We start from the raw sequence: 26,549 nt of genomic DNA on the forward strand, positions 1-26,549 counted from the left end.
CCGTACCACCCGAGGGAAACAAGGAGAAACCCCATGGTCCAGCAGAGCGCCCCGACCTCCCCGACCTCCCCGACCGAGCGGCAGACCTTCGTCGCGGGCACGGCGCCCGGAGCCGCGCCCTTCGTCGGGCACGCCTGGCAGATGATGCGCCGCCCGCTTCAGTTCATGTCGTCGCTGTCCCGGCACGGCGACCTGGTGAAGATACGCCTGGGCCCCACCGAGGCCCACGTACCGACCCATCCCGCCCTGCTCCGCCAGGTCCTGACCAGTGACAACGAGTACGACAAGGGCGGCATCTTCTACGACCGCGCCCGGGACATCGCGGGCAACGGCCTGGTCACCTGCCCCTACGCCGACCACCGGCGGCAGCGCAGGCTCATGCAGTCGGCCTTCACCCGCCCCCAGCTCAAGCGGTACGCCTCGGCGATGCACGCCGAGATCGAGACCACCGCCGAGCGCTGGAGCGACGGCGTGGTGGTCGACGCCTTCCCCGAGATGTACGGCATGGCCCTGCGCACCGTGGGCCGCACGCTGTACTCGACGCCGGTCAGCAAGGAGCTCGCCGACAGCGTGGAGCGCGCCTTCGACGCCGTGCTCAAGGGCCTCTTCCGGCAGATGTTCCTGCCCGCGGTGGTGCGCAGGATGCCGAGCCCCGGCAACCGGCGCTACCGCGCCAACCTGGACTACCTGCACCGGACCACGCAGACGCTGATCGACGACTACCGCCGCGACGGCGCCGACCACGACGACCTGCTCTCCGCCCTCCTCGACTCGCGCGACGAGGACGGCGGCAGGCTCGGCGACACGGAGATCCACGACCAGGTCATCACCGTGATGGCGGCCGGCACGGAGACCGTCGCCGCCACCCTCACCTGGATCTTCTACCTGCTCTCGAAGTATCCGCGGATCGAGGAGGCGCTGTACGCGGAGATCGACGAGGTCCTCGAAGGCAGGGCCCCGGAGTTCGACGACGTCGCCCGGCTCCAGCTCACCGACCGCATCATCACCGAGACCCTGCGGCTCTATCCGCCGGCCTGGCTCTTCACCCGGCTGACCTCCACCGACCTCGACGTGGCGGGGCTGCGGCTGCCCGCGCAGAGCACCGTCGTCTTCAGCCCGGCGGCCGTGGCGCTCGACGCCGGGTCCTTCCCCGGTGAGCGCCGGTTCGACCCCGACCGCTGGCTGCCCGAACGGGTGACGCCGCAGGCCCGGCAGTCGTTCATGGCCTTCGGCACCGGCGCCCGCAAGTGCATCGGCGACCTCTACGCCCGTACCGAGGCCACCCTCGCGCTCGCCACCATCCTCAGCAAGTGGCGGGTCACCTGCGAACCGGGCGTCGACGTGCGCCCCGTCCCGCTGGCCACCGTCTACCAGCCGCGCACCCTACGCCTGCGGATGACCACCCGTACGCCCGGGGCGTAGAGAGCGGGCGGGGCGGGAGTGGTGCGTACGGCCATGGAGGGTTCATCCGTACAGTGACCGGCACCGCAGCGAGACAACGAGGAGCGTGCCATGCCCGACGACCCCGCACTCACGGGAGACCTCGCCGACCTCTACCGCGACCTGCACGCCCACCCCGAGCTGTCGTTCGAGGAGCACCGCACCGCCGCCGAGGCCGCCCGTCGCGCCGCCTCGTACGGCTACCAGGTCACGACGGGCGTGGGCCGCACCGGCGTCGTGGCCGTGATGGCGAACGGCGCGGGCCCGGCCGTCCTGCTCCGCGCCGACATGGACGCGCTCCCGGTGGCCGAGGGCACCGGCCTCCCGTACGCCTCCCGCACCGCGGGCGTCATGCACGCCTGCGGCCACGACATGCACGTCACCTGCCTCCTCGGCGCGCTGAAGGTGCTCGCGGACCGCCGCGAGGACTGGTCGGGGAGGATCGTCGCCGTGTTCCAGCCCGCCGAGGAGGCGGGGCAGGGCGCGCGGGAGATGATCGCCGACCGGTTCTACGAGCGGTTCGGCACCCCCGACGTCGTCCTGGGCCAGCACGTCGCCCCGCTGCCCGCGGGCATGATCGGGGCGCACGCGGGCCCCGCCTTCGCGGCGAGCGACTCGCTGACGGTGCGCATGTTCGGCAAGGGCGGCCACGGTTCACGCCCGGAGGCGACGATCGACCCGGTGGTGATGGCCGCGTCCACGGTGATGCGGCTCCAGACGGTGGTCTCCCGCGAGGTCGCGGGCGGCGAGACCGCCGTCGTCACCGTCGGCGCGCTGCGGGCGGGCACGAAGCACAACGTCATCCCCGACGAGGCCGAGCTCCAGATCAACATCCGTACGTACACCCCCGAGGTCCGCACCCGCGTCCTCGCCGCCGTCGAGCGGGTCATCAAGGGCGAGGCGGCCACGGCCGGCGCGGAGCGGGAGCCCGAGACCACGGAGGTCGACGCCTTCCCCGTCGTCGTCAACGACGCGCACGCCGTGGACAAGACGATGGCCGCGATCGGCGCCGTCATCGGCGCGGAGCGGATCATGGACCCCGGCCAGGTGACCGGCAGCGAGGACGTCGGCTGCTTCGCCACCTCGGCGGAGCCCGACATCCCGCTCTGCTACTGGCTGTTGGGCGGCGCCGACCCCGCGAAGGTGATCGCCGCGCGACAGGCGGGCACCTTCGAGCGGGACATCCCCTCCAACCACTCGCCGTTCTTCGCCCCGCTGATCGAACCGACGATCACCACCGGGGTCACGGCGCTGACGACGGCCGCCCTCGCCTGGCTGGACGGCCGTCACGAACGCACCGGCTGAGAGCCTGCCGGCTCCGAGGGCTCAGCCCTTGTCCTCCAGGTCGCCCTCGGTCTCCAGGTACGCCTGCCGCAGCGCTTCGAGCACCGCCGGGTCCGGCTTGGCCCACATGCCGCGCGACTCCGCCTCCAGGAGCCGCTCGGCGATGCCGTGCAGCGCCCAGGGGTTGGCCTCCTGGAGGAACTGCCGGTTGGTGGGGTCGAGGACGTACGCCTCGGTGAGCTTGTCGTACATCCAGTCGGCCACGACGCCCGTCGTGGCGTCGTAGCCGAACAGGTAGTCCACCGTCGCGGCGAGTTCGAAGGCACCCTTGTAGCCGTGGCGGCGCATCGCCTCGATCCACTTCGGGTTGACGACGCGCGCGCGGAACACCCGCGAGGTCTCCTCGACCAGCGTGCGCGTGCGGACCGTCTCGGGGCGCGTGGAGTCCCCGATGTACGCCTCGGGGGCCGTGCCCCGCAGCGCGCGCACGGTCGCGACCATGCCGCCGTGGTACTGGAAGTAGTCGTCCGAGTCGGCGATGTCGTGCTCGCGCGTGTCCGTGTTCTTGGCCGCCACCGCGATGCGCTTGTACGCCGTCTCCATCTCGGCGCGCGCCGGGCGCCCTTCGAGGCCGCGGCCGTACGCGTAGCCGCCCCACACCGTGTACACCTCGGCGAGGTCCGCGTCCGTGCGCCAGTCGCGGGAGTCGATGAGCTGGAGCAGCCCCGCGCCGTACGTGCCCGGGCGCGAGCCGAAGATACGGGTGGTGGCCCGGCGCTCGTCGCCGTGCTCGGCCAGGTCGGCCTGGGCGTGGGCGCGTACGTAGTTGTGCTCGGCGGGCTCGTCGAGGGAGGCCGCGAGGCGCACCGCGTCGTCGAGCAGGCCGATCGTGTGCGGGAACGCGTCGCGGAAGAAGCCCGAGATGCGCAGCGTCACGTCGATGCGGGGCCGGCCCAGCTCCTCGTACGGGATGGCCTCAAGGCCGGTGACGCGGCGCGAGGCGTCGTCCCAGACGGGGCGGACGCCGAGCAGCGCCATGGCCTCGGCGACGTCGTCGCCCGCCGTGCGCATGGCACTCGTACCCCACAGGGAGAGGCCCACGGAGGTGGGGTAGTCGCCGTTGTCGTTCTTGTACCGCTCGATGAGCGAGTCGGCCAGGGCCTCGCCCGTCTCCCAGGCGAGCCGGGAGGGGACGGCCTTGGGGTCGACGGAGTAGAAGTTGCGGCCCGTCGGCAGGACGTTGACCAGGCCGCGCAGCGGGGAGCCCGAGGGGCCCGCCGGGACGAAGCCGCCGTTCAGGGCGTGCACGGAGTGGTCCAGCTCGGCGGTCGTGGCCGCCAGGCGCGGCACGACCTCGCGGGCCGCGAACTCCAGGATGGCCCTGACCTGCTCGCTCTGGTCGGCGGGGACGGCGGAGAGGTCCCAGTCGGCGTCGTCCATCGCCTGGACGAGGGCGCGGGCCTTCGCCTCGGCCTCGTCGGCGCTCACCCGGGTCGCGGCGGACTCGTCGAGGCCCAGCGCCTCGCGCAGGCCGGGCAGGGCCGAGGTGCCGCCCCAGATCTGGCGGGCGCGCAGGATCGCCAGGACGAGGTTGACGCGGGCGGCGCCCGCCGGGGCGGTGCCGAGCACGTGCAGACCGTCGCGGATCTGCATGTCCTTGATCTCGCAGAGCCAGCCGTCGACGTGCAGCAGGAAGTCGTCGAAGCCGTCGTCGTCCGGGCGGTCCTCCAGACCCAGGTCGTGGTCGAGCTTCGCGGCCTGGATGAGGGTCCAGATCTGCGCGCGGATCGCGGGCAGCTTCGCCGGGTCCATGGAGCTGATCTGCGCGTACTCGTCGAGGAGCTGCTCCAGGCGCGCGATGTCGCCGTAGGAGTCGGCGCGGTCCATCGGCGGGACCAGGTGGTCGATGAGCGTGGCGTGCACGCGGCGCTTGGCCTGCGTGCCCTCGCCCGGGTCGTTGACCAGGAACGGGTAGACGAGCGGCAGGTCGCCGAGCGCGGCGTCGGGGCCGCAGGCCGCCGAGAGGCCCGCGTTCTTGCCCGGCAGCCACTCCAGGTTGCCGTGCTTGCCCAGGTGGACCATCGCGTCGGCACCGAAGCCGCCGTCCTCGGCGGACGCGGCGATCCAGCGGTACGCGGCCAGGTAGTGGTGCGAGGGCGGCAGGTCCGGGTCGTGGTAGATCGCGATCGGGTTCTGGCCGAAGCCGCGCGGCGGCTGGATGAGGATCAGCAGGTTCCCGCGGCGCAGGGCCGCGAGCACGATGTCACCCTCGGGGTCACCGCCGGCGTCCACGCGGGAGCGGTCGAGGAACATCTCGCCGGGCGGCGGCCCCCAGTGCTCCTCGACGGACTCCCGCAGCTCCTGCGGCAGCGTCGCGTACCAGCGCTTGTAGGCGGCGGCCGGGATGCGGACGGGGTTGGCGGCGAGCTGCTCCTCGGTGAGCCAGTCCTGGTCGTGGCCGCCCGCGTCGATCAGCGCGCGGATCAGCTCGTCGCCGTCGCCGGAGACCAGGCCCGGGATCTCCTCGGTGGGTCCGAAGTCGTAGCCCTCGTCGATGAGCCTGCGGAGCAGCGCGACGGCGGACGCGGGGGTGTCGAGGCCCACCGCGTTGCCGATGCGGGAGTGCTTGGTCGGGTACGCGGAGAGGACCAGGGCCAGGCGCTTGTCGGCGGCCGGGATGTGCCGCAGACGGGCGTGCCGCACGGCGATCCCGGCGACGCGGGCCGCGCGCTCGGCGTCGGCGACATAGGCGGGCAGGCCGTCCTCGTCGATCTCCTTGAACGAGAACGGCACGGTGATCAGCCGCCCGTCGAACTCCGGCACCGCGATCTGGCTGGCCGCGTCGAGCGGCGAGACGCCCTCGTCGTTCTCCTGCCAGGCCGAACGCGACCCGGTCAGGCAGAGCGCCTGGAGGATCGGCACGTCGAGGCCGGTCAGCGCGCCCGCGTCCCAGGACTCGTCGTCACCGCCGGCCGACGCCTCGGCGGGCTTGGTGCCGCCCGCCGCGAGGACCGTCGTCACGATGGCGTCCGCCGCGCGCAGCTCCTCGATCAGCTCCGGCTCCGGGGCGCGCAGCGAGGCCACGTACAGCGGCAGCGGGCGGGCGCCCGCGTCCTCGATCGCGCCGCACAGGGCGTCCACGAACGCGGTGTTGCCGCTCATGTGGTGGGCCCGGTAGTAGAGCACCGCCACGGTCGGGCCTTCGACGTCACGCGCGGCGCGCTCAAGCGGGCCCCAGGACGGCGCCGCCGCGGGCGGCTCGAAGCCGTGGCCGGTGAGCAGCACCGTGTCGGAGAGGAAGCGGGCGAGCTGCTCCAGGTTGGCGGGGCCGCCGTGCGCGAGGTAGGCGTGCGCCTCGGCGGCGATGCCGATCGGCACCGTGGAGGAGGCCATGAGCTGGGCGTCGGGCGCCTGCTCACCGGTGAGCACGACCACCGGCAGACCGCTGGCGGTGAGCTGGTCCAGGCCGTCCTGCCAGGCACGGACACCGCCGAGAAGGCGTACGACGACCAGGTCGGCGCCGTCGAGCAGGGAGGGCAGCTCGGCGAGGTCCAGGCGGGAGGGGTTGGCGAACCGGTAGTCGACCGGACCCCCCGCCGCGCGGGCGCTGAGCAGATCGGTGTCGGAGGTCGACAGCAGCAGAAGCATGCGGGCGCAGGCCTTCCTCGGGGTGTCCGCGCCCCGGGTGGTCGTATGGACGGCAGGAGTTCCTGGCTCACCCCACGTGGGTGGGGCTCACAGTGGCGGGACCGCGCCGGATTCACACCGGGCTTCCTCCTTCGGGCCCCTGTCGGGCCCACGCCGTCGCTGGCGTCGGCGGACCTGGCGGACCGCCGTCTGCATAGTAAGTCCTGCCCGCGCCGGAGCGGGCGGCAGGCTGCCCCGACGGCCCTCGTCGGGAGGCGACTGCCCGGAAGCGCGTGGGTATGCTCGCCGCCATGCCGCCCACCCGAGCGACCTCCACGAACAAGGGCGAATCCCTCATACGTGACCGGGGCGACGCCTGTCCCGGAGCCCTGCGCCCGCACCTCGCCGACGACGGTGCGCTGGTCCGACTCCGGCTGCCCGCAGGGCTCCTGACCGGCCGTCAGGCGCTGGTCCTGGCCGACGCGGCGGAGCGCCTCGCGGACGGCCGGCTCAGCGTCACCTCGCGCGGCAACGTCGAGCTGCGCGGCCTCGCCGAGGACTGCGGCTCCCCCCTGGCCGCGCTGCTCGCGGACGCCGGCCTGCTGCCCTCCGCGCGCCATGAACGCGTACGGAACATCGTGGCCTCCCCGCTCGCCGGAATCGACGGAAAAGGCCTCGCTGACGTGCAGTTGTGGGCCCGTGAGCTGGACGGGCTGCTCTGCGCGGAGGAGTGGACCACCGCGCTGTCCGGCCGCTTCCTGTTCGCCCTCGACGACGGGCGCGGAGACATGGCGGGGCTCGGCGGCGATGTGACCTTGATCGCAGAATCGGGCGGGACGGCGGTCGTGCGGGTCGGGGCCGTGGCGCTGCGGGTGGCCGCCGCGGACGCCCCGCGCGCCGCCCTCGCCGCGGCCGGGGCGTTCCTCGCCGCGGCGCGTGAGGCGGGGAACGGGGCCTGGCGGGTGCGGGAACTGCCTCGCGGCTGCGAGGCGGGGGTCGCCGAGGCGCTGCGGCGGGCGTCGATCCCGGCGGCGCCGACGACCGGGGAGCCGCTGGCCGCGGGGGAGCCGCTGACGCCGAGTGCGGGGGAGCCGGCGGTTGCGCCGCCGCCCGGGGTCATCGGCCGTGCGGTCGCCGTCAACGCCCCGCTCGGCCGGGTCACCGCCGCCCAGTGGCGGGCCCTCCTGCCGCTGCCCGCCGACGAACTGCGGGTCACCCCGTGGCGTGGCTTCGTCCTCCCCGGCTTCGCCGACGCGACGGCGGCCCACGCCCGCCTGGCCGCACTGGCCGACGCCGGGTTCATCACCGACCCCGCGTCACCCTGGCTCGGCGTCGGCGCCTGCACCGGACGCCCCGGCTGCGCCAAGTCCCTCGCCGACGTCCGCGCGGACGCCGTGCCGGGCCTCGGCGGCCTGCCCGTCCACTGGTCGGGCTGCGAGCGCCGCTGCGGACACCCGCGCGGTGACTGGATCGACGTACTCGCCACCGGTGAGGGGCGGTACGAGGTGACGGCGCGCACCGGCGGCACGGCGACCCCCGTGACCGGCACCACCCTCACAGAGGCGGTCACCACGGCACGTACGGCACAGGCACGTACGCGTACGACATCGGCAACCACAACAACGGCCACCACCACAACGGCCACGAAATGAGCGAGAGCACAGTGTTCGACTACGAGAAGGACGGCGCGGCGATCTACCGCGAGTCCTTTGCCACCATCCGCGCGGAGGCGGACCTCGCGGGTCTGCCCGCCGACGTCAGCCAGGTCGCGGTGCGGATGATCCACGCCTGCGGCATGGTCGACCTCGTCCGCGACCTCGCCTTCAGCCCTCGCGTGGTCGCCGACGCCCGCAAGGCGCTGCGCGACGGCGCCCCGATCCTGTGCGACGCGAACATGGTCGCGAGCGGCGTCACGCGCAAGCGGCTCCCGGCCGGCAACGAGGTGGTCTGCACCCTCACCGACCCGTCCGTGCCCGACCTCGCCGCCCGGCTCGGCACCACCCGCAGCGCCGCCGCCCTGGAACTCTGGCGCGACCGCCTCGAAGGCTCCGTCGTCGCCATCGGCAACGCGCCCACCGCGCTCTTCCGCCTCCTGGAGATGATCGAGGCGGGCGCCCCCCGCCCGGCCGCCGTGCTCGGCATACCGGTCGGCTTCGTCGGCGCCGCCGAGTCCAAGGACGCGCTCGCCGAGCACACCTCGGGCCTTGAGTACCTGGTCGTACGGGGACGTCGCGGCGGCAGCGCGATGGCCGCGGCGGCGATCAACGCGATTGCGAGCGAGGCGGAGTGAACACCGAGACCACTGAGCCGGGGAAGCTGTACGGGGTCGGGCTCGGCCCCGGCGACCCCTCCCTGATGACCGTACGGGCCGTCGAGGTCATCGCCGCCGCCGACGTCGTCGCGTACCACTCCGCGCGGCACGGCCGTTCCATCGCCCGCTCCATCGCGGCGAAGCACCTGCGGGACGACCACATCGAGGAGCCGCTGGTCTACCCCGTCACCACGGAGACCACCGACCACCCCGGCGGCTACCGCGGTGCCCTCGACGAGTTCTACGAGGCCGCCGCCGGGCGCCTCGCCGCGCACCTGGACGCCGGGCGCACGGTCGCCGTCCTCGCCGAGGGCGACCCGCTCTTCTACGGCTCCTACCAGCACATGCACAAGCGCCTCGCCCACCGCTACGAGACCGAGGTCATCCCCGGCGTCACCTCGGTGAGCGCGGCGGCGGCCCGGCTCGGCGAACCCCTGGTGGAGGCCGAGGAGATCCTCACGATCCTGCCCGGCACCCTCCCGGAGGAGGAGCTCGCCGCGCGTCTCGCGGCGACGGACTCGGCGGTCGTCATGAAGCTCGGCCGCACCTTCGGCAAGGTGCGCGGCGCCCTGGAGCGCGTGGGCCGCCTGGACGAGGCCCGTTACGTGGAGCGCGCCACCATGGACGGCGAGCGCACAGGACGCCTCGCCGACGTGGACCCGGAGTCGGTGCCGTACTTCTCGGTGGCCGTGCTGCCGAGCCGGGTGGCCCCGCTGACCGGCGGCCCCGCGCCGGAGCCGGCCGCGGACGCCCGCGGCGAGGTCGTCGTGGTCGGCACCGGGCCCGCGGGACCGCTCTGGCTGACCCCCGAGACGCGCGGCGCGCTCGCCGCCGCCGACGACCTGGTCGGCTACACCACCTACGTGGACCGCGTGCCCCACCGCCCGGGACAGCGGCGGCACGGTTCCGACAACCGCGTGGAGTCCGAGCGCGCCGAGTTCGCCCTGGAGCTGGCGCGGCGCGGGCGGCGCGTGGCCGTCGTCTCGGGCGGCGACCCCGGCGTCTTCGCCATGGCCACGGCCGTCCTGGAGGCCGCCTCGCAGGACGCGTACGCGGACCTTCCGGTGCGGGTGCTGCCGGGGGTGACCGCCGCCAACGCGGCCGCCGCCCGCGTGGGCGCCCCCCTCGGCCACGACTACGCCACCATCTCGCTCTCCGACCGCCTCAAGCCGTGGGAGGTCATCGCCTCACGCCTGGCCGCGGCGGCCTCCGCCGACCTCGTCCTCGCCCTCTACAACCCCGGCTCACGCAGCCGCACCTGGCAGGTCGGCAAGGCACGGGAGCTGCTGCTCGAACACCGGGCGCCCGATACTCCCGTGGTGCTCGGGCGTGACATCGGCGGTCCCGAGGAGAGCGCGCGGGTGGTGCGGCTCGCGGACCTCGACCCTGCCGAGGTCGACATGCGCACGCTGTTGATCGTGGGCTCCTCGCAGACGCGGTGGACGCGGCGGGCCGGCGGCGACCAGATCGTCTGGACGCCCCGGAGGTACCCCGAGGGCACGGAAGCGACGTAGGGCCGGTTAGGCGCGCCGCCGCACCCAGGCGGCCGCCTCCTCCGGAGTCGCCGCCACCGGTACGCCCCCGAGCGTCGGCGGGCGCCGCACGACGACCACCGGCACCCCCGCCTCGCGCGCGGCGGCCAGCTTCGGGGCCGTCGCCGCGCCGCCGCTGTCCTTCGTCACGACCACGTCGATCCGGTGCCGCCGCAGCAGTTCACGCTCGCCGCCGAGCGTGAACGGGCCCCTGTCGAGGAGCACCTCCATCCGCTGCGGGAACGGCGGCTCCGGCGCGTCCACGGACCGCACGAGGAACCGGAGCGCGTCCAGCTCGGGCCGGGCGAAGGCGGCTAGCCCCATCCGCCCGGTGGTGAGGAAGATACGCTCGCCCAGCTCGGGCAGCACCCGTGCCGCCTGCTCCAGGGAGTCCACCGCATGCCAGTCGTCGCCCGGGGACGCCACCCAGCCGGGCCTGCGCAGGGCGAGCAGGGGAACATGGGCCGAGGCGGCGGCCGTCGCCGCGTTGAACGAGATCGTCCCGGCGAAAGGATGGGTGGCGTCGATGAGCAGGTCCACGCGGTGCTCGCGCAGCCAGGCCGCGAGCCCCTCGGCCCCGCCGAAGCCGCCGACGCGGACCTCGCCGGGCGGCAGCCGGGGCGCCGCGACGCGCCCGGCGAGGGAACTGGTGACCCGAGGCCCCGCCTCGCGCGCCTCTCCCGCCTCGCCGGCCCCGCCCACCAGAAGTTCGGCCAGGCGGCGGCCCTCGGTCGTTCCCCCAAGAATCAATACGTGCACGGAGTCCGGTTTCCTTCATGAGTGAGGCAAAGGGCGGGCGCAGCGCCCAACTCAAGCACACCGGTCTGCGGCCCGGCTGGACGACCGGCGCCTGTGCGACGGCGGCGACCACGGCCGCGTACACGGCGCTGCTGACCGGCGACTTCCCCGACCCGGTGACCATCACGCTGCCCAAGGGCCAGACGCCCGCCTTCGCGCTCGCCGCGGAGGAGCGCGGGGACGCGTACGCCATGGCGGGCATCGTCAAGGACGCGGGCGACGACCCGGACGTCACGCACGGCGCGCTGGTGCGGTCCACGGTGCGGCGGCTGCCGCCGGGCTCGGGCGTCGTGTTCAGGGCGGGCGCGGGGGTCGGCACGGTCACCCGCCCCGGCCTGCCCCTGGACGTGGGCGAACCGGCGATCAACCCGGTGCCCCGGCAGATGATGCGGGACCACGTGGCGCGGGTGGCGCGGGGCGCGGGCACGGCCCCGGACGTGGAGATCACCGTCTCCGTCGACCACGGCGAGGAGATCGCCCGCTCCACGTGGAACCCGCGGCTCGGCATCCTCGGCGGCCTGTCGATCCTCGGCACCACCGGCATCGTCGTGCCCTACTCCTGCTCGGCGTGGATCGACTCCATCCGCCGCGGCGTCGACGTGGCGCGGGCGGCGGGGCGCACGCACGTGGCGGGCTGCACCGGTTCGACCTCGGAGAAGACGGTCGTGGCGGAGTACGGCCTCCCCGAGGAGGCGCTGCTCGACATGGGCGACTTCGCGGGCGCGGTCCTGAAGTACATACGCCGCCACCCCGTCGCCCGCCTCACCATCTGCGGCGGCTTCGCCAAGCTCTCCAAGCTGGCGGCGGGCCACCTGGACCTCCACTCGGGCCGCTCCCAGGTCGACAAGGGCTTCCTGGCGGACCTGGCGACACGCGGCGGCGCCTCCGAAGCCCTGGCCGGCCGGATCGCCGCGGCCAACACGGGGCTTGAGGCCCTGCGCCTGTGCGAGGCGGCGGGCGTCCCGCTGGGCGACCTGGTGGCGCAGACGGCCCGCGACGAGGCCCTCGCGGTACTGCGGGGCGCTCCGGTCGAGGTCGACGTCATCTGCATCGACAGAGCGGGCACGGTGGTGGGCCGGAGCTGAGCGCCCCGCGTGTGGTCAGCGGTTCACCCAGTCCGGCGTCCACACGTCGTGCGGGGTCCGCGGGCCTGTGGTGCGCAGATGCTCGCGCAGCTCGGTCAGTACGGGGTGCTGGTCTCCGCTGCGGAACAGCAGCATGTGCGGGTAGACCGGGGTCGGGTCGTGCAACGGGATGCGCCGCAGGTCGTGGGTCTGGGGCCACAGGTACCGGTCCCCGCTGCCGACGAGGGTGGCGAGCGAGGCCGAGTCGGCCAGCGTGTCCATCAGGGCCTCGTCACCGAAGTTGGGGCCGAGCGCGTCGATGCTCAGGCCGAAGGCCTCGGACAGCGCCCGGTAGAACGCCGCCCACTCCGTGCCCGGCATGATCCCGGGGATCCAGATGCGGTGACCGGCCAGGTCCGCGGGGCTGACCCGGGGCGCGTCGGCCAGCGGGTGGCCGGGTCCGACCAGGAGCTCCAGGGGTGCGTCCAGGAGCCGTTCGACGCTGATGCCGGTCGGGACCTGGTCTCCCGGCAGGGCACGGAAGGACGCGTCGACGGTCCCTTCGAGCACCGCCTGGGCGGCCTGGGCGGCGTTCTCCGCGCTCAGCGTGACCGCGTGCAGGTCCGTCCCGGGGCGGGAGCGGTAGAAGCGGTAGACGGTCTGGGCCGGGAGGATGCGCCGATTGAGGACGTCGACGCGCAAGGGACGGCTTCCGGGGCGCACGGCCTGCTCGGCCTGTTCGACGGCCGCCACCACCTTCTTGGCGTGCGGCAGGAAGACCTGCCCGTCCGGGCTCAGCCGGGAGCCTCGGGAGGTCCGCACCAGGAGCATGACGTCAAGGTGCCTCTCCAGGGCCGCGATCCGCTTGGAGACCGCCTGCTGGCTGACCCCCAGCTCGTCGGCCGCGGCCTGGAACTGGCCGGTCTCGGCGACGGTCGCGAACGTCCGCAGCGCTTCGATGTCCACGCCGCCACCCTACTTCCCCGACCCGACCACTCCCACAACCATTGGTTGTACCGGGAGTGGTGCGGGGTTGTTTGATCGAATGCTCCGCGCGGTGCTGAGATCAGCACATGTCCACCCGCACAGAGCAGATCATGTATGTCCAGACCCCTGAGTTCGCGCGCCATGCGGAACGGATCGTGGAGGTAACGGATGCGACGTCCCGACTGAACGTGCTTCCGTTCAGCGACAGCGAAGGGCGCGCGGAACTACTGTCCGTTGTGTTCGGTGGCCCGCTCCCGGAGTCGGTGACGATCTACCCGCCGTTCTTCACCGAGCACGGGCTGAACACGACGTTCGGGGAGAACGTCTTCGTCAACCAGGGATGCACCTTCATGGACAGGGGAGGCATCCGTATCGGCAACGGCGTCATGATCGCCCCGAAGGTCAGCCTCATCACCGGAGGCCATCCACTGCCCCTGGCCGAGCGCCGCGAGTACCTCTCCTTCGCCCCGATCGTCATCGAGGACGACGTATGGATCGGAACGGCCGCCGTGATCACGCAGGGGGTGACCGTCGGTGCCGGTGCGGTGATCGCTGCCGGTGCGGTGGTCACCCGCGACGTCCCCGCAGGCACCGTGGCCGCGGGAGTCCCGGCCCGGCTGATCAAGCCGACTGGCTGAGCCGGGCAGGGCTGCCGGCCGTGTCTCTCACTCAGCACTCAGGGAGAGCGCGATGACACGCTCAGCAGACGTGCCGGTCCCGTTCCGCCGAGTACAGGTGACTGTCACGGAACTGTGAGGCGCCGAGCGTGCGGCCCACCATGATGACGGCGGTCCTTACGATGCCCGCGGCCTTCACCTGGTCCGCGATGTCCGCCAGCGTGCCCCGCAGGATCACCTCGTCGGGCCGGCTGGCCAGGGCGACCACGGCCGCGGGGCACTCGGCGCCGTAGTGGGGCAGCAGCTCCTCGACGACCCGGTCCACGTAGCCCGCGGCGAGGTGCAGCACCAGCAGCGCGCCACTGCGGCCCAGCGTGGCCAGGTCCTCGCCCTCCGGCATGGCCGTGGCCCGCTGGGCGACGCGCGTGAGGATCACCGTCTGGCCGACGGTCGGCACCGTCAGCTCCCGCTTGAGGGCGGCCGCCGCCGCGGCGAACGCGGGAACGCCCGGCACCACCTCGTACGGCACCCCCGCCGCGTCGAGCCGCCGCATCTGCTCGGCGACCGCGCTGAACACGGACGGGTCGCCCGAGTGCAGCCGTGCCACGTCGAGACCCGCCTCGTGCGCACCCACCAGCTCGGCGGTGATCCGGTCCAGGTCGAGCTGCGCGGTGTCCACCAGGCGCGCGCCCTCGGGGCACTCGGCGAGCAGCTCGCGCGGCACCAGGGAGCCCGCGTACAGGCAGACCTGGCAGGCCGCGAGCGTCCGGGCGCCGCGCACCGTGATCAGGTCGGCGGCGCCGGGGCCCGCGCCGATGAAGTACACGGTCATCGCTGTTGTTCTCCAGACATTCCGGACTCGTTGACGGACCTCGTGTTGACGGACCTCGTGTTGTCGGACCTCTTGGTGACAGTCCACTGGGTGACCGGCATGGCCTGGCGCCACCCGGTGAAGCCGCCGACGGGGACGGCCTGCGCGACGGCGAGCCGCACCAGCTCGCCGCCGTGAAGCCGGTAGCGGTCGGCGAGCAGGGCCTCCGACTCCAGCGTGACGGTGTTGGCGACGAGGCGTCCGCCGGCCGGCAGCGCCGCCCAGCAGGCGTCGAGCAGACCCGGTGCGGTGAGGCCGCCGCCGATGAACACGGCGTCGGGGACGGGGAGCCCGGTGAGCGCGGCGGGGGCCGCGCCGGTGACGACGCGCAGCGCGGGGACGCCGAGCCGCTCGGCGTTGCGTCCGATCCGCTCGGCGCGCACGGTGTTCTTCTCGACGGTGACCGCACGGCAGGAGGGGTGCGCCCGCATCCACTCCACCGCGATCGACCCCGAGCCGCCGCCCACGTCCCAGAGCAACTCGCCGGGGGCGGGCGCGAGGGCCGCGAGGGTGGCGGCGCGGACATACCGCTTGGTGAGCTGCCCGTCACTCTCGTACGCCGCGTCGGGCAGCCCCGGCACGGCACCGAGCCGCAACGCCTCTGGGCTGCGGCTGCACTCGACCGCGAGGATGTTCAGCGGGTCGCCGGGCGGATGTGACCAGGCCTCGGCCGTGTCCTCGTACGACTTCTCGCGCTCGGAGCCCAGCTGTTCCAGTACGCGCAGCCTGCTCGGGCCGAAGCCGCGGTCGCGCAGCAGGGCGGCGACCTCGGCCGGCGTTGCGGCGTCCGCGCTGAGGACCAGCAGCCGCCGCCCGTCGTGCAGCGCGGCGGCCAGGCGCGCGGCCGGGCGTCCGACGACCGTGACGACCTCCGTGTCCTCGACCGGCCAGCCCAGGTGCGCGCAGGCGAGGGAGACGGAGGAGGGGTGGGGCAGGACGCGCAGGGCTCCCGGGCCCAGCTCCTCGGTCAGGGCGCGGCCGATACCGTAGAACATGGGGTCGCCGCTGGCCAGGACGGCGATCCGGCGTCCCGCGTGGGCGGCGAGCAGGGCGGGCACGGCGGGGCGCAGCGGCGAGGGCCAGGCGACGCGCTCGCCGGGGCAGCGGGAGAGCGGCAGCAGGCCGAGCTGGCGCGCGCCGCCGATCAGGACCTCGGCGTCGGCCAGCGCCGCGCGCGACGCCGCGGAGAGGCCGTCCCAGCCGTCGGCCCCGAGCCCGACGACAGTGACGGCCGGTATGCCTTCGGGGGAGGCGGGAGGTGCGGGGCTCAACTCTGTTACCTCGGGGTTCGGGAGGGGACTGCGCGACCGCACTCTACTGCTGACCAGGCCCGGCGCCCTTATCGCGCCTCACGTGCGACAAGCCGTACCGGATGTTCGCGGCGGGTCATTCGTGTCGGTGTTGGGCTGAACGGGTGACTTGGCGTAAGAATTGGCCGGTGCAGATTTCACGTGCGAGCCAGGACGGGGTGGGCCAGTGAGTAACAGTCAGCGCCACGACGTCACCGATGAACAGTGGGAAGGGCTCGCCCAGGTCGTACCTCTGCGCAGCCGCAACGAATGGCCCTCGTGGCCCGGGCACCGTGCGATGCCCGAGGCCGAGACCGAGACGCGGCGGCGCTTCGTGGTGATGCGGGTGAACGTCTTCTCGGACGCCCGCGAGGTGGCCGAGACGGTCATGGCGCAGATCCCGGTCCTCCTCGACCTGACCGGAGCCGAGACCGAAGTGGCCAAGCGCGTACTGGACTTCAGCAGCGGCGTGGTCCTCGGCCTCGGCTGCGGCATGCACCGGGTCGACAAGAACGTCTTCCTCCTGGCGCCGCCCGGCACGGAGGTACAGGGGCTGGTGGAAGCGGTCTCCCAGACCTGAGCTTCCGGCGCCTTCGGAGCTTCCTGGGCTTCCGGGAGCGTCGGGGCTTCCTGAGCTTCCGGTGCTTCCTGAGCGGTGCTATCCGCGGCGCGGCTGGTTGAAGCGCAGCATGTTGCCGGCCGGGTCGCGGAAAGCGCAGTCACGGACGCCGTAGGGCTGGTCGACCGGCTCCTGGAGCACCTCGCCGCCCGCGGTCCTGACGCGCTCGAAGGTGCCGTCCACGTCGTCGGTGGAGAAGATCACACCGCGCAGCAGGCCCTTGGCGAGAAGCTCCGCCATGACCTGCTTGTCGGCGGGCGACGTGGCCGGGTCGGCGGCCGGCGGTTCGAGCACGATCTCCACGCCCGGCTGCGAGGGCGAGCCGACGGTCACCCACCGAAGCCCTTCGTACGAGACGTCGTTGCGCACCTCCAGGCCGAGGGCGTCACGGTAGAACGCGATGGCTTTGTCGTGGTCGTCGACGGCGATGAAACACTGCGAGAGCTTGATGTCCATGCCCTAGAAGCTACGGGCGGCCCGCGGCTTTCGCTTCTCCATTCCTGACCGGTCTCAGAAGGAACTTCGCCACGCACGCGGGGATGGGCTCACCCGGCTCGTGCGACCGTGCCCGGTAGGCGCTCGGGCTCTCGCCCACCAGCTCGGTGAAGCGTGTGCTGAACGACCCGAGCGACGTACACCCGACCTCGAAACAGACGTCCGTCACGCTGAGATCACCCCGCCGCAGCAGCGCCTTGGCGCGCTCGATGCGACGGGTCATGAGGTAGCTGTACGGGGTCTCTCCGTAGGCGGCCCTGAAGCTGCGCGAGAAGTGGCCGGAAGACATGAGGGCCACGCGCGCGAGGGCGGGGACATCCAGCGGCTGGGCATAGTCGCGGTCCATCACGTCCCGCGCCCGGCGCAACTGTCTGAGGTCCTCCAGATTCACCCGCCCAGGATCGCACGGCGGTGCGCCGCCTTAAACCTCTGGCCGTCCCGCGCGCGGGATCTTCGCCGCTAATGCCCCGATCGTAGGAAGGCCGGACGGACGGAACGGTTCGCCGGGCAGACCGCCGCCTACCTTCCGGACATGACGGTGCTCACATGACGCGCTCACGTGACGGTGGTCACTCGACGCGCCCACATGACGGAGGCCATGGCGGGGATCAGGACGGGGTTCAGGACGGGGATCAGGACGGGGTCCATGGCGGGGTGCAGGACGGGGTGCAGGACGGGGTCCATGGCGGGGTCCATGGCGGGGTTCAGGACGGGGTTCACATGCAGGTTCTTCCTCCGGTCGCGGCCCCGTGGCCGCCCACGGGCAGGGACCGGCCGCGCGTGGTCGAGCTGAGGCTGTCCGCCTTCGCCGGGCACCGCGGCGCGGTCCTGCCGCTCGGCCCGCTGACCTTCGTCACGGGACCCAGCGGCAGCGGCAAGTCCAGCGCCCTGCGCGCGTACGAGGCCCTGGCGCGGCTCGGCGCGGGAGCCGAACTGGTCGACGTCTTCGACGACCCCATGGCCTGCGTACCGGAACGCGCCCGCGCCGACACGCAGCGGCGGCGCGGGTTCCGCATAGGCTGCTCGGTCGACGGCCCCGCGGGCACCGTCCGCCTCGACCTCGCCGTCCAGGCCGAGCCCGAACTCCGCGTCGTGGGCGAGCGGCTGACCCGCGACGGCCTCGTCCTCCTGGAGACGGCGCTGCGTGACCCGGGGCGGCCGGTGGTCCAGGCGGCCTGGCACACCGCGGGCACCGCGCCCGTGACGCGGGCCCCGATGCCCGACGACCGGCTCGGCACCGCGCTCGTACCGCTGCGCGTGGCGGGCTCCACCGACGGGCAGCGCCTGGTGCTCGCCGCCGCCGAGCAGGTCGTGGTCGCTCTCCGCTCGGCGTTCGCCTGCGACCCGCGGCCCGGCCGGATGCGCGCCCCGGTGCCCGCGGGACTCATCGGCGGCGGCCGTCTCCTCGGCGGCTGCGACAACCTCGCCGAGGTGCTGTGGCGGACCCGGGCCGAGTGCGCCGTGCGCCACGCGGCCCTCGTCTCGGCGGCGCGCGACGGCTTCGCGGGGCCGGTCGTCGACGTCGCGGCCGAGGAAGCGGAGGACGGGGCGGTCGCCGCCTACGTGGACCGCGGGGACGGCGTACGCACCCCGCTCGCACGCCTCGGCGACGGCGAGCTGCGGTACCTGGCCCTGGCGTTGGTCCTGCTCACAGGCCCCGGAGTGCTCGCCGTCGACCCGGCGGCCGAGGTGCCGGAGGCCTGCCAGACCCTCACGGTCCTCGCCGACGGCCTCGACCACCGCCTGGACGCACGGCAGGTCCGCGCGCTCGGCGAACTGGCGGCGCGCACCTGCGCGCGCGGCCACATCCGCCTGGTCGGGGCGGTACGGGACGGTGCGGCAGCGGCCCGCGTCACCGACGCCTCGGTGGTAGACCTTGAGCCGTGACAGAGGAACGTGATGCAGAGCGGGACGCGCGGCGTGACCTGGCGGGGCTTCAGCGGAGGCTGGCCGGGTTCGCCGCGGCCCGCGACTGGGGGCGCTACCACACCCCGAAGAACCTGGCCGCCGCGCTGAGCGTGGAGGCGTCGGAACTGGTCGAGATCTTCCAGTGGTTGACGCCGGAGGAGTCGGAGCGCGTGATGGCGAGCCCGGACTCGGCGCACCGGGTGACGGACGAGGTCGCCGATGTCCTCGCCTATCTGCTCCAGTTCTGCGAGGTCCTGGGGATCGACCCGCTCGCCGCGCTCGACGCGAAGATCGACAGGAACGAGCGGCGGTTTCCGGCGCCGGGAGCCTGAAAGCGTCCCTCGTCCCGTGCCCTTCTCCAGATGTTCGTCACTCTCCGGAGTTATGGACTTGTCCAAACCGACGTGGTTGTCCACAGATTTCCGGTCTCCCCTGGCTTTTCGCCCGGATGGGTATCACTCTGGGTAGTGGATACGGGAGTTCGGGCGGCGCGCGGCGAATGCGTGCGGGATGCGTACGGGATGCGTGCGCGATGGATGCGGGACAGATGCGGGACGGATGGGGGGTGGCTCATGAACGCGATGCGGCTCATCGAGGCGAACCGGCGTGCCCTCGCGCTGTGCGAGGACCCGGCCGAAGTGGTCGCGGAGGTCTGGCAGTCGCAGGCGCTCGCGCAGGCGATCGGCAGCCGCCTCGCGGTCGCGGGGCCCCCGGAGCTGCGGGGCGAGGCGCTGGGGCTGAGTGAAGTCGGCGGCAGGGCCTGCATCGTGCTCGACGCCCCGCGTCTCGGCACCGAGGACATACGGGCGGCGCGGTTGTCGGAGACCGGCGACGCCCAGGAGGTCCTGGTCGCGCTCGACGGGCTCTTCGGGGAGGTCGGCATCGCGCTCGTCGGGGTAGCCATGGGCGCCGCGGAGGAGGGGGTCTACTGGCAGTGCATGGAGGCGATCGACGCCGCCGACGAGTCCAGGGACCGGGTCCTTGAGATGCTGCGCAGGCTCGCGGCGCGGGAGCAGCGCCTGCCGGAGGCCGACTCGGCGGCGGGGCCGTCATGAGCCCGGCGTCGGAAGCGACCGGACCCGCCACCGGAAGCGGGGGCGGACGGGGCGGCGGCTGGGGCCGTCCCCGGGGGCCGTTTCCCGGGGCATGGTGGCCCGCACGGCTCACGCGCCTCCCCCGGGGGAGGGCGGTTGACGCGAGCGACGCCCCGACTGCGGCCGTCGGCGTGGCGGTCAGTGTGGGGGCCAGTGTGGCGGCCGGAGTGGCGGTCAGTGTGGCGGCCGGCGCGGGTGCCGGAGCGGGTGTCGGCGCGGGGCCGGGTGGTCCGGTCCGCCCGGGCCGACGTTCATTCACCCGGCACGACCGGGCACGGGGGAGGACGGGCACGGGTCGTCGTGGCGACGGATTTTCACCCGACCGGGGCGGCGGACGCCCGGCGGGACCGGCGGGGCCGAGGGGCGCGCGAGCGTGCAGGATGGAGCCATGGATCTTCGAATCTTCACGGAACCCCAGCAAGGGGCGACCTACGACACCCTGCTCACCGTCGCCAAGGCCGCCGAGGACCTCGGCTTCGACGCCTTCTTCCGCTCCGACCACTATCTCCGCATGGGGTCGTCCGACGGCCTGCCGGGTCCCACGGACGCGTGGATCACGCTGGCCGGGCTGGCGCGGGAGACCCGGCGGATCCGGCTGGGCACGCTGATGACGGCGGGCACGTTCCGGCTGCCCGGCGTCCTGGCGATCCAGGTGGCGCAGGTCGACCAGATGTCGGGCGGCCGGATCGAACTGGGGCTGGGAGCAGGCTGGTTCGAGGAGGAGCACCGGGCGTACGGCATTCCCTACCCCAAGGAGAAGTTCGCCCGCCTGGAGGAGCAGCTCGAAATCGTCACCGGCCTGTGGGCGACGGAGGAGGGCAGGACCTTCACCTTCGAGGGCAAGCACTACCAGCTCACCGACTCCCCGGCCCTGCCCAAGCCCGCGCAGAGCAAGGTGCCGGTCCTGATCGGCGGGCACGGGGCCCAGCGCACCCCACGCCTCGCCGCGCGGTACGCGGACGAGTTCAACATCCCCTTCGCCTCACTGGAGGACAGCGAGCGGCAGTTCGGACGGGTCCGCGCGGCGGCGGAGGAAGCCGGGCGCAGGGGCGGCGACCTGGTGTACTCCAGCGCGCTTGTCGCCTGCGTGGGCAAGGACGACGCGGAGGTGGCCCGGCGGGCGGCGGTGATCGGCCGTGAGGTGGACGAGCTGAAGGCCAACGGCCTGGCCGGTTCGCCCGCGGAGGTCGTCGACAAGATCGGGCGGTACGAGGCGATCGGCGCGAGCCGCATCTACCTCCAGTGCCTCGACCTTGCCGATCTGGACCACCTGGAGCTCATCTCCTCCCAGGTGCAGTCACAGCTGTCCTAGCCCGCCGCCTGCCGCCTGCCGCCCGCCGTCTGCCGGGCGGCCCGCCCGGCCACAGACATGGCCGCCGGACGCACCCCTCCGGCGCCCGGCGGTCAGCGGACGGCGGCTCGTGCGAGGACCTGTTCCGTCTCGGAGGGGAAGAAGCCGGTGATCCCCAGCATCAGGCGCAGGGCAGTGGTCACACGCGGGGGCAGCGGCTGCGCGATGCCGGCGGGGACGAGGGCGGCGCCGGACGGCTCCGTGCGTGCCGTGTCGAGCTCGTCCCAGGCCCGCTGGGCCTCACCGTTGCGTATATGGACCAGTGCCCTCCGTACGCTGCTCGACGCGTGCTCCGAGACACGCAGGAGCGCGACGATGGCCGAGGCCGCCGGATCGGAGGCCGGATCGGAGGCCGGACCGGACGCCGTGGAGGGCGTGGCGGTCGTGGGGCCGGGGAGGGCGCACTCCCGGGCCGCCAGACGGAGATGACTGCTCGCCTTGTCCAGGATCTTGACGATCGCGCACAACCGCCCCGTGTCGAACGGCGTCATACGATCACTCCTCTGCGATGCCGATGCTGGCCGATACCGATACCGATACCGATACCGATGCCGATGCGATGCCGCGCGCGGGAACACGCGCGAGAGCAGGACTGACAACAGGCGTATCACCGTCGTGCGCCCTGCCTGAACGTCATACGGGGAGCGCACACGGTGCGCAGAGAGGGCAGGGGCCCGCCACTCCTCCCGCGCTTTCCGCCGGGGGGCGCACGCCCCACGCGGGGCCTCGCGCGGGGGCATCGGGGCCTCACGTGGGGCGTAGACGGGTAGGGGGAAATTCCAGGGTGTGCCCGTGGTGATCGCTGTACGTTGAAGAGGCGTGCCGCCGTGATCACCGGAAGCGCGCACTTCCACTGCCGCGGTTCATCGGCGCCCGGCCCGGAGGCACTCGCGTGCACCGCGCCGGGACGCCCGCTGCGCACCGCGGCTCAGACCCCGTTTCGAGGCCCACTCACCGTGTTCCTTACCGTCACCACCACCGGTACCCCCGAACGCCCCGCGACCGACCTCGGGTTCCTGCTGCACAAGCACCCCGACAACGCGCAGGCGTTCTCCACCTCCTACGGCACGGCGCACGTCCTCTACCCCGAGGCGACCGCCGAGCGCTGTACGGCCGCGCTGCTTCTCGAGGTCGATCCCCTCGCGCTCGTGCGGCGCGGCAGGGCGAAGGGCAAGGGGCAGGGCGGGGCGCCCGACGCGGCCCTCGCGCAGTACGTGAACGACCGGCCCTACGCGGCGTCCTCGCTCCTGGCGGTGGCGCTGAGCACGGTGTTCTCCAGCGCGATGCGCGACGTGTGCAAGGCGCGGCCCGAGTTGGCCGGGCAGCCGCTGCCGCTGAGCGTGGAGGTCCCCGCGCTGCCCGCGCGAGGCGGTGCCGCGCTGGTGCGGAGCCTCTTCGAGCCGCTGGGCTGGTCGGTGTCGGTGGAGCCCGTCCCGCTGGACGAGCGGTTCCCGGAGTGGGGCGACTCGCGGTACGTCCGCCTCGTACTCGACGTGCCGGACGGGAAGCTGACCCTGGGCGAGGCCCTTCGGCACCTGTATGTGCTGCTGCCCGTCCTCGACGACGCCAAGCACTACTGGGTCTCCGCGGACGAGGTGGACAAGCTGCTGCGGGCCGGTGAGGGCTGGCTCGCGGACCACCCGGAGCAGGACCTCATCACCAGCCGCTACCTCTCGCGGCGCTGGTCCCTGACCCGTGAGGCGAAGGCGCGGCTCGAACTGGTGCGGCTCGCCGACGCCGACGACTCGGACATCGACGAGATCGACAACGCCGTCGACGAGGAGAGCGACACGGAGGAGGCTCCGGTGCCGCTCGCCGTGCGGCGGCGCGAGGCGATCCTCGCCGCGTTGGCCGAGTCGGGGGCCTGTCGCGTCCTCGATCTGGGCTGCGGGCAGGGCCAGTTGGTGCAGGCGCTGCTCAAGGACGTCCGGTACACGGAGATCGTCGGGGTCGACGTGTCGATGCGCGCGCTGACCGTCGCCTCGCGGCGGCTGAAGGTGGACCGCATGGGCGAGCGCCAGGCCGGGCGGGTCAAGCTGCTCCAGGGTTCGCTCGCGTATACCGACAAGCGGCTGAAGGGGTACGACGCGGCGGTGCTCAGCGAGGTCATCGAGCACCTGGACGTGGAGCGCCTGCCGGCCCTGGAGTACGCGGTGTTCGGCTCCGCGCGGCCCCGGACGGTCCTGGTGACGACGCCGAACGTCGAGTACAACGTCCGCTGGGAGACCCTCCCCGCGGGTCACGCCCGCCACGGGGACCACCGCTTCGAGTGGACCCGCGAGGAGTTCCGCGCCTGGGCGACCGAGGTCGCCGGACGGCACGGGTACGGGGTGGAGTTCGCCCCTGTCGGCGACGACGACCCCGAGGTGGGCCCGCCGACCCAGATGGCGGTCTTCACGCAGGCCGAAGGGGCGCGGAACGGCAAGGACGTGCGCGCGAAGGGAGCGAAGGCGGCATGACGAACCACAACGACGCCCAGCAGCACGACCCGAGCACCCCGCGACCCCCCGCCCCCGGCCCCCCGGAACCTCCGGCAACCACCCCGCCTCCCGGCACCCCTGAACCTCCGGCCCCCGCCCCCGCCGGCCGCGTGCTGCCCGTGACCGATCTCTCCCTCGTCGTGCTCGTCGGTGCCACCGGGTCCGGGAAGTCCAGCTTCGCGCGGCGGCACTTCAAGGGGACCGAGGTCATATCCAGTGACTTCTGCCGCGGGCTCGTCGCCGATGACGAGAACGATCAGAGCGCCAGCGGCGACGCCTTCGACGTGCTGCACTACATCGCGGGCAAGCGGCTGGCCGCCGGGCGCCGTACGGTCGTCGACGCGACCAACGTGCAGAGCGAGAGCCGCAAGCAGCTCGTCCAGCTCGCCAGGGAGTACGACGTCCTGCCGATCGCGATCGTGCTCGACGTGCCCGAAGAGGTCTGCGCGGCGCGCAACGCCGTGCGCGCGGACCGCGCCGGGCTGCCGCGCCGCGTCATCCAGCGCCACCAGCGCGAACTGCGGCGCTCCCTGCGCCACCTGGAGCGCGAGGGCTTCCGGAAGGTGCACGTGCTGCGCGGGGTCGAGGAGGTCGACCGTGCCTCGATCGTCACCGAGAAGCGGTACAACGACCTCACTCACCTCACCGGCCCCTTCGACATCATCGGCGACATCCACGGCTGCGCCTTTGAACTGGAGACCCTGCTCGGCAAGCTCGGTTACGTGGACGGCGAGCACCCCGAGGGCCGTACGGCCGTGTTCGTCGGCGACCTCGTCGACCGGGGCCCGGACACCCCGGGCGTGCTGCGCCGCGTGATGGGCATGGTCGGCGCCGGCACCGCCCTGTGCGTGCCCGGGAACCACGAGAACAAGCTCAGCCGTTACCTCAAGGGCCGCACCGTCCAGCACACCCACGGCCTCGCCGAGACGATCGAGCAGCTCGACGCCGAGAGCGAGGAGTTCCGCGCGGAGGTGCGGGAGTTCGTGGACGGACTCGTCTCGCACTATGTCCTGGACGGCGGAAAGCTGGTCGTCTGCCACGCCGGGCTGCCCGAGAAGTACCACGGGCGCACGTCGGGCCGGGTGCGCTCGCACGCGCTCTACGGCGACACCACCGGCGAGACCGACGAGTTCGGCCTGCCCGTGCGCTACCCGTGGGCGCAGGACTACCGCGGCCGTGCCGCCGTGGTCTACGGCCACACCCCGGTGCCCACCGCGTCCTGGCTGAACAACACCATCTGCCTGGACACCGGCGCGGTCTTCGGCGGCAGGCTGACCGCGCTGCGCTGGCCCGAGCGCGAGCTGGTCGACGTCCCCGCGGAGCGCGTCTGGTATGAGCCCGCCAAGCCGCTGCGCCCGGAGGCGCCCGGCGGCCACGACGGACGGCCGCTCGACCTCGCCGACGTGCGGGGCCGCCGCGTGGTGGAGACCCTGCCCCGCGCCTTCGGCTTCCTTCCGGAGGGGGAGACCCCGATCGGGGTCCGCGTCAGCGTGCGCGAGGAGAACGCGGCGGCGGCCCTGGAGGTCATGAGCCGCTTCGCCGTGGACCCGCGCCTGCTGCCGTACCTGCCGCCGACCATGGCGCCCACCCCCACCTCGCGGCGCGAGGGCTACCTGGAGCACCCGGCGGAGGCCTTCGCCTCGTACGCGCAGGACGGCGTCGGCCGTGTCGTGTGCGAGGAGAAGCACATGGGCTCGCGTGCGGTGGCGCTGGTCTGCCGGGACGCCGACGTGGCCCGCGAGCGCTTCGGCGTCGGGGACACCCCGGCCGCGCCGGGCGGTGGCGAGGCGCCGACCGGCTCGCTCTACACCCGTACGGGCCGCCCGTTCTTCGGCGACTCCACCGTCACGGAGGAGATTCTTGCCCGGCTGCGCGCCGCCGTCACGGAGGCGGGCCTGTGGGAGGAGCTGGACACGGACTGGCTGCTGCTCGACGCCGAGCTGATGCCCTGGTCGCTGAAGGCATCGGGCCTGCTCCGCACCCAGTACGCGGCCGTGGGCGCCGCGTCGGGAGCCGTCTTCCCCGGCGCGGTGGCCGCCCTGGAGGCCGCGAAGGCGCGTGGTGTCGACGTGGGCGCGCTCCTCGCGAGGCAGCGGGAACGGGCAAGGGACGCCGCCGCGTTCACCGAGGCGTACCGGCGCTACTGCTGGCCGACCGATGGCCTGGAGGGCGTGCGCCTCGCGCCGTTCCAGATCCTCGCGGTCCGGGGCCGCAGCCTCGCCGCGCTCCCGCACGACGAACAGCTCGCCCTGATCGACCGCATGGTCGAGCACGACGGCACCGGGCTGCTCCAGACCACCCGGCGCCTCTACGTCGACACCGGCGACGAGGCGTCGGTCGGCGCCGGCATCGACTGGTGGCTGGAGATGACCAGCCGCGGCGGTGAGGGCATGGTCGTCAAGCCGGTCGCGGCCCTGGTCAGGAACGGTCAGGGACATCTGGTGCAGCCGGGCGTCAAGTGCCGTGGCCGCGAGTACCTGCGGATCATCTACGGACCGGAGTACACGCGCCCGCAGAACCTGGAGAAGCTGCGCGAGCGCTTCCTCGGCCACAAGCGCTCGCTCGCCACGAGGGAGTACGCGCTCGGCCTCGAAGCCCTGGACCGCCTGGCCGAGGGAGAGCCGCTGTGGCGCGTCCACGAGGCGGTGTTCGCGGTCCTGGCCCTGGAGTCGGAGCCGGTGGACCCACGGCTCTGAGACGGGCCGCGGTTCTGGACGGGCCGCGGCCGGCCCGGGGCCGCCACGAGGTAGCGCATTGACTGCGCGCGGTCCGTCCCGCCGGG

General features: G+C 73.4%; 23 protein-coding genes and 1 riboswitch. Of the genes, 14 read left to right on the forward strand and 9 right to left on the reverse strand.

Annotated features, from left to right (window positions below; genetic code table 11):
* Nucleotides 1–33 precede the first annotated feature (33 nt).
* Nucleotides 34–1,422 carry a pentalenene oxygenase gene (ptlI, locus tag ACRAKF_RS29385; protein WP_447040555.1) on the forward strand — a complete coding sequence of 463 codons (1,389 nt, stop codon included), beginning with the start codon at nucleotides 34–36 and terminating at the stop codon, nucleotides 1,420–1,422.
* A 90-nt stretch (nucleotides 1,423–1,512) separates the two neighbouring features.
* Nucleotides 1,513–2,745: an amidohydrolase gene (locus ACRAKF_RS29390; RefSeq protein ID WP_447040556.1), complete on the forward strand. Its 1,233-nt coding sequence runs from the start codon at nucleotides 1,513–1,515 to the stop codon at nucleotides 2,743–2,745.
* 21 nt (nucleotides 2,746–2,766) lie between these two features.
* Here the strand turns inward: ACRAKF_RS29390 and cobN are convergent, their stop codons facing one another.
* Nucleotides 2,767–6,372 (reverse strand): cobaltochelatase subunit CobN, encoded by a 3,606-nt coding sequence (gene cobN, locus ACRAKF_RS29395; RefSeq protein ID WP_447040557.1) that lies wholly within the window; start codon nucleotides 6,370–6,372, stop codon nucleotides 2,767–2,769.
* Nucleotides 6,373–6,415: 43 nt separating this feature from the next.
* Nucleotides 6,416–6,536, reverse strand: a riboswitch (cobalamin riboswitch).
* A gap of 114 nt (nucleotides 6,537–6,650) precedes the next feature.
* On the opposite strand from cobN, the gene cobG reads away from it, so the two are divergent.
* Genes cobG through ACRAKF_RS29410 form a run of 3 tightly spaced genes read left to right on the forward strand, consistent with a single transcriptional unit; the run spans nucleotide 6,651 to nucleotide 10,176 of the window.
* The gene (gene cobG, locus ACRAKF_RS29400) at nucleotides 6,651–8,003 is read left to right on the forward strand and encodes a precorrin-3B synthase (RefSeq protein ID WP_447040558.1); all 1,353 of its coding nucleotides are present in this window, start codon (nucleotides 6,651–6,653) and stop codon (nucleotides 8,001–8,003) included.
* Between the two features lie 11 nt (nucleotides 8,004–8,014).
* The gene (locus ACRAKF_RS29405) at nucleotides 8,015–8,641 is read left to right on the forward strand and encodes a precorrin-8X methylmutase (protein WP_447042234.1); all 627 of its coding nucleotides are present in this window, start codon (nucleotides 8,015–8,017) and stop codon (nucleotides 8,639–8,641) included.
* On the forward strand, nucleotides 8,638–10,176 hold the full coding sequence (locus tag ACRAKF_RS29410) for a precorrin-2 C(20)-methyltransferase (protein WP_447040559.1): 1,539 nt from the start codon (nucleotides 8,638–8,640) through the stop codon (nucleotides 10,174–10,176). The genes ACRAKF_RS29405 and ACRAKF_RS29410 overlap by 4 nt, the downstream gene beginning before the upstream one ends.
* 6 nt (nucleotides 10,177–10,182) lie before the next feature.
* Here ACRAKF_RS29410 and ACRAKF_RS29415 read toward each other — a convergent pair whose 3' ends face one another.
* Complete coding sequence (locus tag ACRAKF_RS29415; RefSeq protein ID WP_447040560.1) at nucleotides 10,183–10,953, reverse strand: cobalt-precorrin-6A reductase; 771 nt, start codon at nucleotides 10,951–10,953, stop codon at nucleotides 10,183–10,185.
* A 17-nt stretch (nucleotides 10,954–10,970) separates the two neighbouring features.
* On the opposite strand from ACRAKF_RS29415, the gene ACRAKF_RS29420 reads away from it, so the two are divergent.
* Complete coding sequence (locus tag ACRAKF_RS29420) at nucleotides 10,971–12,077, forward strand: cobalt-precorrin-5B (C(1))-methyltransferase (RefSeq protein ID WP_447040561.1); 1,107 nt, start codon at nucleotides 10,971–10,973, stop codon at nucleotides 12,075–12,077.
* Nucleotides 12,078–12,092: 15 nt separating this feature from the next.
* Here the strand turns inward: ACRAKF_RS29420 and ACRAKF_RS29425 are convergent, their stop codons facing one another.
* Complete coding sequence (locus ACRAKF_RS29425; protein WP_447040562.1) at nucleotides 12,093–13,022, reverse strand: LysR family transcriptional regulator; 930 nt, start codon at nucleotides 13,020–13,022, stop codon at nucleotides 12,093–12,095.
* Nucleotides 13,023–13,153: 131 nt separating this feature from the next.
* On the opposite strand from ACRAKF_RS29425, the gene ACRAKF_RS29430 reads away from it, so the two are divergent.
* Complete coding sequence (locus tag ACRAKF_RS29430; protein WP_447042235.1) at nucleotides 13,154–13,681, forward strand: DapH/DapD/GlmU-related protein; 528 nt, start codon at nucleotides 13,154–13,156, stop codon at nucleotides 13,679–13,681.
* Between the two features lie 61 nt (nucleotides 13,682–13,742).
* Here the strand turns inward: ACRAKF_RS29430 and cobM are convergent, their stop codons facing one another.
* A complete protein-coding gene (cobM, locus tag ACRAKF_RS29435) occupies nucleotides 13,743–14,492 on the reverse strand; it encodes a precorrin-4 C(11)-methyltransferase (RefSeq protein WP_447040563.1) in 750 nt (249 codons plus the stop codon).
* Entirely contained in the window at nucleotides 14,489–15,802 is a 1,314-nt protein-coding gene (gene cbiE / locus ACRAKF_RS29440; protein ID WP_447040564.1) for a precorrin-6y C5,15-methyltransferase (decarboxylating) subunit CbiE, read from the reverse strand. Before cbiE ends, cobM begins: the two co-directional genes overlap by 4 nt.
* A gap of 205 nt (nucleotides 15,803–16,007) precedes the next feature.
* On the opposite strand from cbiE, the gene ACRAKF_RS29445 reads away from it, so the two are divergent.
* Nucleotides 16,008–16,400, forward strand: a complete 393-nt coding sequence (locus ACRAKF_RS29445) for a cell division protein SepF (RefSeq protein ID WP_447040565.1) — start codon at nucleotides 16,008–16,010, stop codon at nucleotides 16,398–16,400.
* 78 nt (nucleotides 16,401–16,478) lie between these two features.
* Here the strand turns inward: ACRAKF_RS29445 and ACRAKF_RS29450 are convergent, their stop codons facing one another.
* From ACRAKF_RS29450 to ACRAKF_RS29460, 3 genes are all read right to left on the reverse strand, one after another.
* Entirely contained in the window at nucleotides 16,479–16,895 is a 417-nt protein-coding gene (locus tag ACRAKF_RS29450) for a VOC family protein (protein ID WP_447040566.1), read from the reverse strand.
* A 10-nt stretch (nucleotides 16,896–16,905) separates the two neighbouring features.
* Entirely contained in the window at nucleotides 16,906–17,325 is a 420-nt protein-coding gene (locus ACRAKF_RS29455) for a helix-turn-helix transcriptional regulator (protein WP_447040567.1), read from the reverse strand.
* Nucleotides 17,326–17,489: 164 nt separating this feature from the next.
* Nucleotides 17,490–17,654 carry a hypothetical protein gene (locus tag ACRAKF_RS29460; RefSeq protein WP_447040568.1) on the reverse strand — a complete coding sequence of 55 codons (165 nt, stop codon included), beginning with the start codon at nucleotides 17,652–17,654 and terminating at the stop codon, nucleotides 17,490–17,492.
* Between ACRAKF_RS29460 and ACRAKF_RS29465 the strand changes: the two genes are divergently transcribed.
* The 4 genes from ACRAKF_RS29465 (at nucleotide 17,655) to ACRAKF_RS29480 (ending at nucleotide 21,248) form a co-directional block, all read left to right on the forward strand.
* Nucleotides 17,655–18,821, forward strand: coding sequence for an AAA family ATPase (locus ACRAKF_RS29465; RefSeq protein ID WP_447040569.1), 1,167 nt, complete (start codon nucleotides 17,655–17,657; stop codon nucleotides 18,819–18,821).
* A complete protein-coding gene (locus tag ACRAKF_RS29470) occupies nucleotides 18,818–19,174 on the forward strand; it encodes a nucleotide pyrophosphohydrolase (RefSeq protein WP_447040570.1) in 357 nt (118 codons plus the stop codon). The genes ACRAKF_RS29465 and ACRAKF_RS29470 overlap by 4 nt, the downstream gene beginning before the upstream one ends.
* A gap of 240 nt (nucleotides 19,175–19,414) precedes the next feature.
* Nucleotides 19,415–19,897 carry a DUF6099 family protein gene (locus ACRAKF_RS29475; protein WP_447040571.1) on the forward strand — a complete coding sequence of 161 codons (483 nt, stop codon included), beginning with the start codon at nucleotides 19,415–19,417 and terminating at the stop codon, nucleotides 19,895–19,897.
* Nucleotides 19,898–20,324: 427 nt separating this feature from the next.
* Nucleotides 20,325–21,248: an LLM class F420-dependent oxidoreductase gene (locus ACRAKF_RS29480; RefSeq protein WP_447040572.1), complete on the forward strand. Its 924-nt coding sequence runs from the start codon at nucleotides 20,325–20,327 to the stop codon at nucleotides 21,246–21,248.
* Nucleotides 21,249–21,340: 92 nt separating this feature from the next.
* Here the strand turns inward: ACRAKF_RS29480 and ACRAKF_RS29485 are convergent, their stop codons facing one another.
* A complete protein-coding gene (locus tag ACRAKF_RS29485) occupies nucleotides 21,341–21,778 on the reverse strand; it encodes a hypothetical protein (RefSeq protein ID WP_447040573.1) in 438 nt (145 codons plus the stop codon).
* Nucleotides 21,779–22,243: 465 nt separating this feature from the next.
* Here ACRAKF_RS29485 and ACRAKF_RS29490 point away from each other — a divergent pair, with 465 nt between their 5' ends.
* Nucleotides 22,244–23,746, forward strand: a complete 1,503-nt coding sequence (locus tag ACRAKF_RS29490) for a 3' terminal RNA ribose 2'-O-methyltransferase Hen1 (protein ID WP_447040574.1) — start codon at nucleotides 22,244–22,246, stop codon at nucleotides 23,744–23,746.
* Nucleotides 23,743–26,463 (forward strand): polynucleotide kinase-phosphatase, encoded by a 2,721-nt coding sequence (locus ACRAKF_RS29495; RefSeq protein ID WP_447040575.1) that lies wholly within the window; start codon nucleotides 23,743–23,745, stop codon nucleotides 26,461–26,463. The genes ACRAKF_RS29490 and ACRAKF_RS29495 overlap by 4 nt, the downstream gene beginning before the upstream one ends.
* Nucleotides 26,464–26,549 lie beyond the last annotated feature (86 nt).

This window comes from Streptomyces sp. DSM 118878 (assembly GCF_052936595.1).